Source organism: Bhargavaea massiliensis (genome assembly GCF_050480245.1).
Taxonomy (GTDB): Bacteria; Bacillota; Bacilli; order Bacillales; family Anoxybacillaceae; genus Anoxybacillus.
Genome location: NZ_JBCNEQ010000066.1, coordinates 1 through 12231, shown reverse-complemented (window position 1 = coordinate 12231; position 12231 = coordinate 1). Strand labels below are relative to the sequence as shown.

The window sequence follows — 12231 nt, the reverse complement described above, 5'->3', positions numbered from 1 at the left end:
CCACAATGGATTAGCCTGTGATTTCATTCATTCTTTTTGCTAATTGTCCTTTTTCTTCGAGAGATAACAACTTCTCAGCCATCGGAAAAAGCACTTGTTCTTCTTTCGCAAAATGATCGGTTAAAATCATATAAGCGTTCATTACATAAGAAGCTAATGGTTTTGCTTCTTCTGCACGAATTGTTTCTGTCTTTTGTAAAAATGTTGCGATATTTTGTTTTGCTTCATGATGCTCGTATTCCATGACCGCAATCGGACCAAACTGTTTGCCAATATAGCGTTCCATCATTGGGAATAATACTTCCTCTTCCCGTCGTGAGTGCGGATCTAAATGTTGTGAAAATTGCTGCACATGTTCGCGCAAACGAATAAGCGCTTGAACAACATCTTGTTCTTTGCCATCGTAAATGTTTTTTGCAGCAACAAAAAGGGCATACTTTTCTTCATTTAATGGGCCGTGTTCTTCTTTTAGTCGTTGTAATGGTGGACATAATGAAACGGGTTCATTTCCAATGAGACTGCAAGGTGAAAACTCCATCGTCATCCTCCTTTTCTTTATGCGCTTGCATGTTTATTGTATAAAAGGAAAACGATTTTTCGTGTGATGCACGTCACACATCTTTCGAAAAAATTGAACGTTTATTGACTATTCAATGTTGCAATATGGCAATGGACAACCTTCACAGTTAATTTGCCTTTTTAAATAGTCTAAGCTATGAATAATAATTTTTCTTCCTTTGAAAGAAATGATACCTTTACTTTTTAATGTATTTAATTCGCGATTTACACTTTCACGAGATGTACAACTAAAATTCGCTAAATCTTGATGTGTAACAGGAACATCTAATAAAATGCCATCTTTCGTCTGAATACCATAACTATTAGCCATACGAATTAGTGTAGAATATAACGCCCCCTTTTTGCCGTATAAAACGAGATCACGAAATTTCGTATGTTGTTTACGAAAATGATCGGTCATCATTTTCAAAAATTCGACAGCAAACTCTGGATTGGCAAGCAGCTCTTTTTCAATATCTTTATTTTTAATCGCAAGTACTTCGCTATCTTCTAACGCCCGCCCGTTAAATAAATATCTTCCATTCTCGGAAAAAATCATAAGCTCGCCGATAACAGCATTCGTCCCACATAACCGCAAACATAACTCTTTTCCATCACCAGAAAATTTACTAATTTGAAATTTGCCAGATAAGACGACAAAAAAGTTTTCACCAATTTGCCCTTCTTGAAATAAAAACATTCCCCTTTTCACTTTAATTGTTTTATACGCCAACTTTTTTAGTTGTTCAAAATTTTTCTCGCTAATAAACTGAGACATACGTATGCCTCCTTTTTAGGAAAAATATTTTTGGTATAACGAACGAGCAACTGTGACATCTTTTGTCCCGTGTACAAGCATGCGGCCGTCAGCAAATAAAACGACACGATGTCCTTCAAGTTGCGTCATCAACAAATATTCGTTTCCGTGTACTTGTTGACCGCTCGCTTTCATTTGCTCCATCATTTTAGTTATATGAAATGGATGGACATGGCGAATCTGAACCGTATCTCGTCCACATAAGACGGACATTTTCGCTTTTTCGCTTTGCAAAGCCGGATATGTGCGATTGCTCCCACAAGACGGACAATGTTCGTTTTTTAATTTATCAACTCGTAAAAATCGATGTTCATTTTGCCAAACGTCAAACATAACGAGCGAACGTCGGATCGCCGCAACATCTCCAACTAATATTTTTAACGCTTCCGCTGTTTGATAAGAGGCTACCATTTGTACAGTGGGAGAAACGATACCAACGTTATCGCAAGTCAAATGATAGGAAGGCAAATGATTGACGAAACAGCGAAAACATGGCGTTTCTTCGGGAATGATCGTAACAGAAAGACCATAACTTCCTACACAAGCACCGTATATCCATGGAATTCGATATTTTTGTGATAAATCATTTAGTAAAAAACGCGTTTCGAAATTATCTGTTCCATCAATCATGATGTCAATTTGTTGCTCAAAAAGGGAAGCGAACGATTCATCTTGCACATCCATGACAAGCGCTTCAACATGAACGTCACGATTCACAGCAGTAAGACGGCGTTTGGCAGCAACAGCTTTTGGCCACCCTTTTTCAGCATCCTCTTCACTATATAACGTTTGACGCTGTAAATTCGTCCAATCAACATAATCGCGATCCACGATTGTCAGTCGACCGACGCCTGCGCGCGCTAACATATCTGCATTCGCTGAACCGAGCGCTCCTGCACCTACGATGAGAGCATGTTTATATTGAAGAGTTCGTTGTCCTTTTTCGCCAATCGGTGAAAATAATATTTGCCGTGAATATCGCTCCATGATTATCCCTCTTGTCTTTTAAAAATTCCGCTCTTTCCACCCGTTTTTTCCACTAAATACGTTGGACCAATGATGATTCCTTTATCCATTGCTTTACACATGTCATAAATTGTTAAGGCGCAAACAGAAGCAGCTGTTAATGCCTCCATTTCTACTCCCGTACTTCCTTTTGTTTTGACAAACGCTTCAATTTTCAACTCATAATTTGTTTCTTTCGTTTGCCACGTAAACGAAATGTCGACTCCCGTTAACGAAAGAGGGTGACACATCGGAATCAAATCGGCTGTGCGTTTCGCTGCCATAATGCCAGCCACTTGGGCGACAGCTAATACGTCTCCTTTTTTCACTTCTGAGCGCACGATTCTTTCATATACGTCTTTTGAAACGATGACACGAGATACAGCACGGGCGGTACGCACCGTTTCTCCTTTTTCAGAAATATCAACCATTTTCGCACGACCTTGTTCATTAAAATGTGTAAACGTTCCCATGTGATCACCCTCCACTTACCGGTGGAATGAGTGCAACAACATCACCGGCATATATGATATCATCGTCTGTTGCAAATTCTTCGTTAATCGCAATCATGAGCGACGGAGCTGTTTGTAAATCATATTCATGTTGCAGGCGCTCGCGAAGTTGCCGAACAGTCATTTGTTGCTCATGAAGCACCACTTCCTCTGTACCGAGCCGCTCCTTTATATATGCAAACAATAATACACGAATCATTCCTCTTCCTCCCTCGGCGCGCCCCCATCGTAGCGAACGGTTTCCTTTTGGTTACCAATCCACATTTCCCCATCTTCCCAATATTCTTTTTTCCAAATTGGGACTATCTCTTTTATTCGTTCAATTGCATAGCGATTTGCTTCATATGCATCTGCGCGATGAGGGGTTGAAACAGCAATCGCTACTGCAATATCGGTAATATCAAGCCGTCCAATGCGATGTACAATCGCTACTTTTGCTTGTGGGAAGCGCGTGACAATTTCTTGCCCAATTTGTTGTAATTTTTTTTGCGCCATCGACTCATACGCTTCATATTGCAAATATACAGTTTTTTTTCCATTCGTCAATTCCCTCACTGTGCCAAGAAACGTCACAATAGCACCCGCATTACGATCAACGACCGCCTCAATTACACTTCCTACATGAATGGGCTCACGAACGATGGCAAACATGTTTTCCCCCTCCTTTTACATAAGCAATAATGTGCTCCATATACGCTTGTTCATCTTCAATAAAAAATGAGCCGTCCTTGCGTTGCCAACTAATTGAAATAAGCACATTTTTTAAATGTAATAAATGCTCATCTTCTTGACTGCGCAAACAAACAATTTTCGGATAAGGTGCATGTTTAAATCCTTCAATAAGCAGTACATCAAGTGAAAATCGTTCATATATGGGGAGTAGCTCGTCAAGTTCCCAACTCCCTTTCGCATGGAGCAGAAACGTGCCATCCCCCTCAACCGCACATACAATAGCGCCAGCCTCCGCATGACGTGTCGTATCTTTTTCTTTCGGTAACGCCACTTTCCCGCTATGTCCATGGTGTTTTAACGTTCCGACACGATATCCATTTGTATATAACCGTTTAATAATTTTTTCAATAAGTGTCGTTTTTCCGCTATTTTGATAACCTACGACTTGCAAAATGATCATAACCAAACACAATCTCCTTCATCATTAAGTAAAAGCACATCGACGCGATCACCTGCTTGAAATCCACGCGTTCCTCCAGGTAAAACGAGAAGAGCGTTCGCCTGCGCAAGAGACGAAACAATATTCGATTTATCTTTTCCAACAGGTTCCACGTGTAACATTCCATCTCGATACGATACGCTTGCACGAACAAAACGAGTAAACGGATTTGGTTTTAAAAAATCTTTTTGTAAAACCGCTTGCACCCTTTTTAAATAGCGTTTCGACTCCCCTAACATCGCCTTTATAAACGGGCGTGCAAATAGCTCAAAACCAACATAACAAGCAGATGGATTTCCTGATAGTCCAAACAACATTTTCTTTTCAAATACAGCTGCCGACGTTACACTTCCTGGACGCATCGCTACTTTATTAAATAACAATTGGGCGCCAAGATGTTCATATACGCGAGGCATGTAATCGAAATCCCCAACAGATACCCCGCCCGTTGTGATGACAACATCCGCTTCCCGCAACGCTTTTTGTACGACGTATAACGTATGTTCAAATGTATCGGCCACTTTTCCAAATAAAATCGGCTCCCCACCTGCGCGTCGAATTTGCGCTTGAAGCATGTAAGCGTTGCTGTTTCGGATTTTCCCTTTTTCAAGTGGCTCATAAACATGAAGAAGCTCGCTTCCCGTTGAAATAATAGCGACTTTCGGCTTTTTCATAACAGGTACTCGATCATATCCAAATGTCGCTAAAACAGCGACAACGCCTGGATGAATCATCGTCCCTTTTTCAACAACAACATCACCTTGTTTCATATCCTCGCCAACACGCGAGATATTTTCACCTTCATGCACTTTTCTTTTTATTTCTACAAAACGCTTCCCATCTTTTTCAATTTCCTTCGTCAATTCAACCATGATGACAGCATTTGCACCATCTGGAATGGCTGCACCGGTCATAATTTTTACCGCTTGCTTTGGCGTCAATGAGCCATCCCAAACCGTCCCAGCACCAACTGTGGCAACGACTTCTAATAGTACAGGCTGATCAGATGATGCTTCTGCTGTCGCTTCAGCTGAGAGAGCATAACCATCATATGGTGAGCGATCAAACCAAGGAATTGGCATCGTTGCTTCAATATGCTCTGCTAAAATGCGCCCGTCGCATTGTTCTAACGAAACATATTCTTTTTCCCCTTCTTGACACCGTGTCATCACTCGTTCAATCGCTTCTTCAACTGGAATGGGCTTGCGCATATAGTTCATCCCTTCTTAAACAATCTATTCCTACTTTTACTATATCGCTTTTTAATTATAAAATCGTGTGATGTATGTCACAAAAATGCGATATGTTGTGACAAAGTTCACATTTTTTTCATAAATGTTGATAAAAAAGAGGCGTATTGCCTCTAACCAATCCATTTGTGAAATTGTTCTTTTGTATTAATATTCATAAATGGTTGCTCTTCTTTCATTTCTATCTGCTTCACTCGGCAAGAAGAAAGAAACGTGTACATGCGATACTCTCCTTGCCGAAGGCAATCGTACATGAGCGATTTTACACGATAGTGATACATAGCAATGAGCGGTTGCAGCCTTCCGTTCACATATGGAACAATAGCATCAAATGCGTCGTCTGCTTGTTGTTTTAGCGTCTTTACAATTGTTTCATGAATAAACGGAGTATCGCACGGTAATACGATATACCACGTTGCTTCATGATGCACCATAGCAGAATAAATACCTGCTAGAGGCCCTTTTCCTTTATAGTTTGGATCGTCTTCTCCCCATAACACCTCTTTGCACAATAGCTGTTTTTGAATGTATGGGGTAGCAACAACGACGATCTCATCAACAATTGAACGTAACGCCTCTACACTATAGAAAAGAAAAGGCTTCCCCTGTCGCAACGCAAGCGCTTTTGGCTCCCCAAAACGTTTCGACTGTCCCCCTGCTAAAACGATGCCAACCGTTTTCATTGGCGACGAAGCTCCCAAACAAGATGACGGATTTCCGGCAAAATTAACTTCTCCATCGCTAAGCGCACCGCTTTTGTCGATCCGGGCATACAAAAAATCATCATGTTGTTCATCGAGCCAGCAAGCGCACGACTTAACATCGCTGCGCTACCGATTTGTTCATAACTTAAAAAGCGGAACAGCTCACCGAACCCAACCATTTCTTTCTCAAGCAACGGTTGAATCGCTTCAATCGTCACATCGCGTTTTGTAAATCCCGTTCCTCCATTAATTAAAATGACATCTACTTGTTCAGATGTTTGTACAGCTTGTCGAATGGCGAATACGTCATCTTTGACAATTTCATATGCAACGACGATGATGTCCGCTTGTTTTAATTGTTCGCGAATGATTTGTCCGCTCGTATCTGTTTCATATGTGCGCGTGTCGGAAACAGTAACAATTTTACAGTGAACAGGAAGCGTAGCTTGCTTTTTATGATCATGAACGCCCATGCTGTTAACCTCCAATATATGACATTTCAATTCGTTTTCCGTTCCACGTTGTTTGTTTTCCACGTTCTTCTGAATAGCGGTCGAGCCGTTTGCGCCAAACATGTTCAATACATGAAATCAGTTGTTCATCGCTTGCGCCAGCGCGCATCATGCTTAATAAATCCGTTCCATTTGTCGCAAATAAACATGTATATAGCTTTCCATCAGCAGATAATCGGCTTCGTGTGCAGTCTGAACAAAATGCACCAGAAACAGAAGAAATAAATCCTACTTCTACATTCGTTCCTACGTAACGATAACGTTTAGCTACTTCACCAACATGGCTAGGAGCAACAGGCTCAAGCGGCATATGTTCAGAAATGATGTCATAAATTTGTTTGCTCGTCACAACATCATCTAACTTCCAGCCATTTAAAGAGCCAACATCCATAAATTCAATAAAGCGAAGCGTTACCCCTTTCTTTTTAAAAAAGTAAGCCATCGGTAAAATTTCGCTATCGTTTAGTCCTTTTTTTACAACCATATTTACTTTTACTGAAAGTCCTTCAGCTAGCGCTACATCAATTCCTTCTAAAATGTGTGCAGAACGTACACCGACTCCGTTCATTTTCATAAAAATATGATCATCGAGCGCATCTAAGCTGACGTTCACTCGTTTCATACCAGCATCTTTCAATTTTTTCGCATACTTTTTTAAAAAAAAGCCATTTGTCGTTAGCGATACATCTTGAACACCTTCAATGTTTGTCAACATCGCCACAAGCACATCAATATCTTTTCGCAACAACGGCTCTCCGCCTGTTAAACGAATTTTCCTTACTCCAAGTTTTATAAATAGTCGCGCAAAACGCTCCATTTCTTCAAATGTCATCAGTTGTTCCCGATTCATGAAACAATAAGTTTTTCCCTCTATATCGGGCATACAATACGTGCAGCGAAAATTACATCGATCCGTTACCGACATACGTAAGTCTAATAATGGACGTTCATATACATCATATACCATCGTCAATCCCTCATTTCATTTACCGAGTTTCTATGTCCATGTTACTAATCTACTCGCAAACAAATGTGACGCACGTCACACAAACATACATGTTCATGATTTATTCAAATAAAAGAAATACATGCTCTGGGGGCAAATATACTTTTTTATTTTGTATGTGTTGCCACTCTCCTTCACTAACGCTTGCCTGCAATATAAAATGTTCTGTTTGCAGCGTTACATCATACGTGTATACATTTGGAACGGTCCGAATGATCTGAAAAGAAAAAGTGTTGTATGTCGCTTCGTCTACAAAACGAATATGGTGTGAATGAATGCCAATATATGTCGCCTTGCTCTTTTTTTTATAGGCAGGAACAATAAGTGATGCTCCATTGACGGAACAAATAAGTTGTTCTCCTCTATCATCGATCGTACAAGGAAATATATTTTTACATCCAACAATTTTTGCTGCTTGTACATTTTCTGGTTCATAAAATACACGTTCTTTTTTTCCTTGTTGTATGATGCGACCACGATCATACAACATAAGCTCGTCGCATAACCGATAGGCTTCTTCTAAATGGTGTGTAACAAAAAGAACGATGCCGGAAAAGTGTTGTTGTAAATAAGAGAAAAATTGCTGTTCCATCGCTTGTTTTGTATGGTGATCGAGCGCCGAGAACGGCTCATCAAGCAATAATATACTCGGTTTTGTAACAAGCGTTCGTGCAAGTGCCACTCGTTGTTGCTGTCCTCCGGATAATTGGTGAGGGTAATAGTTTTCGTATCCTTCTAATCCGATGTTTTCAATCATATTTGTAACTGTATGTTGCACTTGTTTTTTTGGCCATTTTTTTAAACCGAACGCAATATTTTCATAAACCGTTAAATGCGGAAAAAGGGCATAATGTTGAAACATATAGCCAACGTTTCGATGACGAGCAGGGATGTAAATCCGTTTGTCTGAATGAAAAAATAAACGGTCATGTAATTGAATAACGCCTTCATCTGGCCGTTGCAGCCCCGCAATACTTTGTAACGTTAAACTTTTTCCACATCCTGATGGTCCTAATATGCCAACAATGCCTTTTTCAATTGTAAAATGAACATCTAACTGAAAGTGCGGAAACACCTTCTTAATGGCGACGTAAAGCATCGTTTTCCCCTCGCATCATTCGCTTCTCTAATCGTTTCATCGTATACAATAAAACAACAGATACAACTGTCATCATAAGGACGAGTATATTTGCCATTTTTTTATCCCCAGCAAGCAACGCATCATAAATGGCAATCGGCATTGTCATCGTTTCGTTCGGAATACTTCCTGCAACCATTAACGTTGTGCCAAAATCGCCAAGCGCACGCGCAAAAACGAGCGTAGTCGCAGATGCAATGCTACGCCAAGAAAGAGGAATGACGACGGTGAAAAAAATATCCCATTCCGATCGTCCAAGCACGCGAGCTGCGTTCAACAATTGTCCATCAATACTTGCAAACGCTGCCCGCGCCGTTTTCACAAAAAACGGCCAAGCGACAACAAAAGCAGCGATAACCGCTCCTGTCGGCGTAAATACAATCAATATTCCGAACTCATCTTCTAAAAAACGGCCAAGTGGGCTCGAGCGACCGAGCAAAACAAGTAAATAGTAACCGAGAACCGTTGGCGGTAATACAATCGGCAACGTGAATAATGAATCAAGCATATCACTTATTTTACCGTTGGAGTGGCTTAAATAGTAAGAAATGGGCAAACCGACAACAAGCGCACAAATTGTTGCTATCGTTGCTACTTTCAACGATAAAAAGAGCGGAAAAAGATTGACCGCCTGCACGATTATTCCTCCTCAGGAATGATAAAACCATACTTTTTCATGATGCTTGTACCGATTGGTCCTTTTAAAAATGTGAGAAATTCGCGCGCTTCTTCTTCATGTTTCGTTTGTTTTACGACGACGATAGCTTGGCGAATCGGTTCGTGCATGTGTTCATCAATTAGATAGAATGGAAGAGGATGCCCCTTCATTAGTGCAAGTGCGACAATCGCTGCTTCAACATTGCCTGATTCCACATAAGCAAGCGTATCAGCAATGTTTTTCCCATAAACAAGCTTCGGCTCTACTTGTTCCCATAAACCCGCTTTCTGTAACGCTTGCTTTGCTGCTAGTCCATACGGTGCATGATCCGGGTTAGCAATCGCCACTTTTTTCACTTCTTTTTTCAGTAAATCTTGTAATGACGTTACAGCTACTCCTTCTTTTACGGCAAGTCCAATGCGCCCAAAGGCGTATATGTTTTTTGTTTGTTCAAGAGCGATATGCTCGCGAACGAGTTCATCGACATATTCTACATTCGCTGAAGCAAATATATCAAACGGCGCCCCTTGTTTAATTTGTTCTGCTAGCTGACCACTCGAACCGAAAATAAATGTAACTTCTATCCCTGTTTCTTTTTTAAATTGTTCCTCCATTTCTTTGAAAGCATTTGTTAAATCTGCCGCTGCGGCAACTTTAATGGATGGTGGCGACGTTGGCTGTACAGAGTAAGAATGACATGCCACTAACAAAAAAAACATAACTAAAAACCACATCTTTTTCACACCAAATTCCTCCACATATCAATAAAAGGGAATATCCGTTACAGATATTCCCTTTTATTTTCTTAACATTTCACTTCCGCATTTTTTCTAACATAATAATACCAGTTTAATGCAATCGATACAACATAAAATGCGATAAAGAAGTAAAACGCTGTAATTGGTGTGCCTGTATTTTGAGATGCCCAACCGAATAATTTTGGAATGAAAAATGAACCGTATGCTGCAAACGCTGCCGTAAAACCGAGAACAGGTGCTGCTTCTTTTGGTGGGAAGATGATCGGGATCATTTGGAATGTTGACCCTGATCCCATTCCAGCAGCAATAAATAAGATCATGAAAGATACAATAAATCCGATAAATTGTTTTTCAGTTGTAAAATACATAACCGCAGCAGCACCAAGCCCCATAACAATTAAAACGTAGTTTGTTACACGCGCTCCTCCTAATTTATCGGCCAACCATCCACCGACCGGACGGAATGCAGCTGCTAAAAACGCTCCTAAAAAGGCGAGCGATGCATGTTCTGGAAATTGTGATGTTAATAAAAGCGGAAACGCTGCCGCATATCCAATAAACGAACCGAACGTTGCGATATACAACCATGTCATAATCCACGTATGTTTTCTTTTTACGATGACAAACTGCTCTGATACAGATTGTTTTGCATTTGGTAAGTTATCCATACCGAAATATGCTAAAATCGTAAAGAACACAATCGGAATGACCCAAATAAACGCAGCGTTTTGTAACCAAACTTTTGAGCCGTCTGCTAGTACTTGTGGTTCGCCACCGATCGCTCCAAACACACCAACTGTTACGATCAACGGTGTAACAAACTGAACGACCGATACACCCATGTTTCCAAGGCCACCGTTAATGCCAAGTGCTGTTCCTTTTTCTTTTTTCGGAAAGAAAAAGCTAATGTTAGCTAATGCAGATGCAAAGTTTCCTCCACCAAGTCCACAGAGAGCAGCTAATAGTAACATTACCCAATACGGTGTATCAGGATTTTGAACTGCCAATCCAAGTCCAATGGCAGGAATAAGTAACACCCCTGTCGAAAAAACAACCCAGTTTCTTCCTCCGAATTTCCCGACTGCAAACGTATAAACGAAGCGTAACGTTGCCCCAACTAATCCCGGCACAGCAGCTAACGTAAACAATTGACTTTGCGTAAACTGAAAACCAATGTCATTTAATCGGGCGGCAATGATAGACCAAATTTGCCAGACGATAAATGCAAGCATTAACGTTGGAACGGAGATCCAAAGATTTCGGCGAGCATGTTTTTTCCCTTCTTTTTCCCAAAACACAGGATCCTCTGGGTTCCAATACGAACCGATACGACTTTTCCGTTCAACATATTGTGACACCGTTTTCAATGTTTGACTCATAACAATCGTCTCTCCTTTTTGAAGTATGATTGTAGAAATGGTTTCTGTACTTTCATCATAAAGAAAGCACATAAATAAAAATGTGATGTGTATCACATTTTCTGAAACGTTCATACAATGTTAAAAAATGATATTTAAGCGATCGTTTTACGTAACTGTCTCATGATGAGCATCGCAACCAGCATCGTCGCTGCAACCTACCAAAAACCGTATGAATACGAATTTGTCCATTGTTTAAACATACCTAAAATATTAGGTCACGGCTGTTGATTATCCAAAATTATGAATACTTCTCCCGTAAAAATGGGCATGCTCAAATAAGACAGCTACCATCTCTGATTTCCAATCGAGAGGAAGTTGCCCAAATAAAACCCGACGAACGAAAGAAATGAACGTGAGGGTGGTTTGCGTTCGTTTCTCTGTTCGGTCATATAGCCATCTCAATAACACATAGGCAATGAACGCCGCAAACAGCTGATTGTAGACGGCGTTTTTTGTTGTCCCAAATAAGGTAGGTACATTCAAGTATTGCTTGATCCATCGAAAAAAGACCTCGACTGCCCAACGCCCTTGATACATGTCGGTAATCTTTTCTGCCGATACGTCAAAGACATTAGTTACGACGCGAATCTCCTTTCCATGGGCATCACGAAAGATGACCACTCGATGACGTTTCTTCGAACGGCATTGCTTCGTTCCTAGCTGACAAGTAAAATCAGCGATGACATTGGAATCGGAAGAAACAAGACGCTGTAAACGGTGA

At 40.6% G+C, this 12231-nt stretch carries 16 protein-coding genes; all 16 read right to left on the bottom strand.

Features of this window, described 5'->3' with window-relative positions; translation table 11 throughout:
• Nucleotides 1–10: 10 nt before the first annotated feature.
• A complete protein-coding gene (locus ABEV15_RS12350) occupies nucleotides 11–538 on the bottom strand; it encodes a hemerythrin domain-containing protein (protein ID WP_498853382.1) in 528 nt (175 codons plus the stop codon).
• Between the two features lie 108 nt (nucleotides 539–646).
• Nucleotides 647–1336, bottom strand: coding sequence for a Crp/Fnr family transcriptional regulator (locus ABEV15_RS12345; protein ID WP_498853381.1), 690 nt, complete (start codon nucleotides 1334–1336; stop codon nucleotides 647–649).
• Between the two features lie 15 nt (nucleotides 1337–1351).
• Complete coding sequence (locus ABEV15_RS12340; protein ID WP_498853409.1) at nucleotides 1352–2365, bottom strand: ThiF family adenylyltransferase; 1014 nt, start codon at nucleotides 2363–2365, stop codon at nucleotides 1352–1354.
• Nucleotides 2365–2853, bottom strand: coding sequence for a cyclic pyranopterin monophosphate synthase MoaC (moaC, locus tag ABEV15_RS12335; RefSeq protein WP_429631015.1), 489 nt, complete (start codon nucleotides 2851–2853; stop codon nucleotides 2365–2367). Before moaC ends, ABEV15_RS12340 begins: the two co-directional genes overlap by 1 nt.
• Nucleotides 2854–2857: 4 nt before the next feature.
• Nucleotides 2858–3091, bottom strand: coding sequence for a molybdopterin converting factor subunit 1 (gene moaD, locus ABEV15_RS12330; RefSeq protein ID WP_429631017.1), 234 nt, complete (start codon nucleotides 3089–3091; stop codon nucleotides 2858–2860).
• Nucleotides 3088–3543, bottom strand: a complete 456-nt coding sequence (locus ABEV15_RS12325; RefSeq protein WP_429631019.1) for a molybdenum cofactor biosynthesis protein MoaE — start codon at nucleotides 3541–3543, stop codon at nucleotides 3088–3090. Before ABEV15_RS12325 ends, moaD begins: the two co-directional genes overlap by 4 nt.
• The gene (gene mobB, locus ABEV15_RS12320) at nucleotides 3524–4030 is read right to left on the bottom strand and encodes a molybdopterin-guanine dinucleotide biosynthesis protein B (protein ID WP_498853380.1); all 507 of its coding nucleotides are present in this window, start codon (nucleotides 4028–4030) and stop codon (nucleotides 3524–3526) included. Before mobB ends, ABEV15_RS12325 begins: the two co-directional genes overlap by 20 nt.
• Entirely contained in the window at nucleotides 4021–5274 is a 1254-nt protein-coding gene (locus tag ABEV15_RS12315; protein WP_498853379.1) for a molybdopterin molybdotransferase MoeA, read from the bottom strand. The genes mobB and ABEV15_RS12315 overlap by 10 nt, the downstream gene beginning before the upstream one ends.
• A gap of 152 nt (nucleotides 5275–5426) precedes the next feature.
• On the bottom strand, nucleotides 5427–5996 hold the full coding sequence (locus ABEV15_RS12310) for a molybdenum cofactor guanylyltransferase (RefSeq protein ID WP_498853378.1): 570 nt from the start codon (nucleotides 5994–5996) through the stop codon (nucleotides 5427–5429).
• A complete protein-coding gene (locus tag ABEV15_RS12305) occupies nucleotides 5993–6490 on the bottom strand; it encodes a MogA/MoaB family molybdenum cofactor biosynthesis protein (protein WP_498853377.1) in 498 nt (165 codons plus the stop codon). The genes ABEV15_RS12310 and ABEV15_RS12305 overlap by 4 nt, the downstream gene beginning before the upstream one ends.
• Before the next feature lie 4 nt (nucleotides 6491–6494).
• The gene (gene moaA, locus ABEV15_RS12300) at nucleotides 6495–7496 is read right to left on the bottom strand and encodes a GTP 3',8-cyclase MoaA (protein WP_498853376.1); all 1002 of its coding nucleotides are present in this window, start codon (nucleotides 7494–7496) and stop codon (nucleotides 6495–6497) included.
• A gap of 100 nt (nucleotides 7497–7596) precedes the next feature.
• Nucleotides 7597–8634 (bottom strand): sulfate/molybdate ABC transporter ATP-binding protein, encoded by a 1038-nt coding sequence (locus ABEV15_RS12295; RefSeq protein ID WP_498853375.1) that lies wholly within the window; start codon nucleotides 8632–8634, stop codon nucleotides 7597–7599.
• The gene (modB, locus tag ABEV15_RS12290) at nucleotides 8615–9310 is read right to left on the bottom strand and encodes a molybdate ABC transporter permease subunit (RefSeq protein WP_429631033.1); all 696 of its coding nucleotides are present in this window, start codon (nucleotides 9308–9310) and stop codon (nucleotides 8615–8617) included. The genes ABEV15_RS12295 and modB overlap by 20 nt, the downstream gene beginning before the upstream one ends.
• Nucleotides 9311–9312: 2 nt before the next feature.
• Nucleotides 9313–10065, bottom strand: coding sequence for a molybdate ABC transporter substrate-binding protein (modA, locus tag ABEV15_RS12285; protein WP_498853408.1), 753 nt, complete (start codon nucleotides 10063–10065; stop codon nucleotides 9313–9315).
• Nucleotides 10066–10136: 71 nt separating this feature from the next.
• Nucleotides 10137–11468 (bottom strand): NarK family nitrate/nitrite MFS transporter, encoded by a 1332-nt coding sequence (locus tag ABEV15_RS12280; RefSeq protein ID WP_498853374.1) that lies wholly within the window; start codon nucleotides 11466–11468, stop codon nucleotides 10137–10139.
• A 270-nt stretch (nucleotides 11469–11738) separates the two neighbouring features.
• The coding region (locus ABEV15_RS12275; protein WP_498853373.1) for a transposase at nucleotides 11739–12231 on the bottom strand (493 nt) is incomplete at its 5' end.

Bases quoted from the DNA above. Each gene is read 5' to 3' on its own strand.
- ABEV15_RS12350 (WP_498853382.1), bottom strand. From the start codon at position 538: ATGGAGTTTTCACCTTGCAGTCTCATTGGAAATGAACCCGTTTCATTA.
- ABEV15_RS12345 (WP_498853381.1), bottom strand. From the start codon at position 1,336: ATGTCTCAGTTTATTAGCGAGAAAAATTTTGAACAACTAAAAAAGTTG.
- moaC (WP_429631015.1), bottom strand. From the start codon at position 2,853: ATGGGAACGTTTACACATTTTAATGAACAAGGTCGTGCGAAAATGGTT.
- moaD (WP_429631017.1), bottom strand. From the start codon at position 3,091: ATGATTCGTGTATTATTGTTTGCATATATAAAGGAGCGGCTCGGTACA.
- ABEV15_RS12325 (WP_429631019.1), bottom strand. From the start codon at position 3,543: ATGTTTGCCATCGTTCGTGAGCCCATTCATGTAGGAAGTGTAATTGAG.
- ABEV15_RS12315 (WP_498853379.1), bottom strand. From the start codon at position 5,274: ATGCGCAAGCCCATTCCAGTTGAAGAAGCGATTGAACGAGTGATGACA.
- ABEV15_RS12310 (WP_498853378.1), bottom strand. From the start codon at position 5,996: ATGAAAACGGTTGGCATCGTTTTAGCAGGGGGACAGTCGAAACGTTTT.
- ABEV15_RS12305 (WP_498853377.1), bottom strand. From the start codon at position 6,490: ATGGGCGTTCATGATCATAAAAAGCAAGCTACGCTTCCTGTTCACTGT.
- moaA (WP_498853376.1), bottom strand. From the start codon at position 7,496: ATGGTATATGATGTATATGAACGTCCATTATTAGACTTACGTATGTCG.
- ABEV15_RS12295 (WP_498853375.1), bottom strand. From the start codon at position 8,634: ATGCTTTACGTCGCCATTAAGAAGGTGTTTCCGCACTTTCAGTTAGAT.
- modA (WP_498853408.1), bottom strand. From the start codon at position 10,065: ATGTGGTTTTTAGTTATGTTTTTTTTGTTAGTGGCATGTCATTCTTAC.
- ABEV15_RS12280 (WP_498853374.1), bottom strand. From the start codon at position 11,468: ATGAGTCAAACATTGAAAACGGTGTCACAATATGTTGAACGGAAAAGT.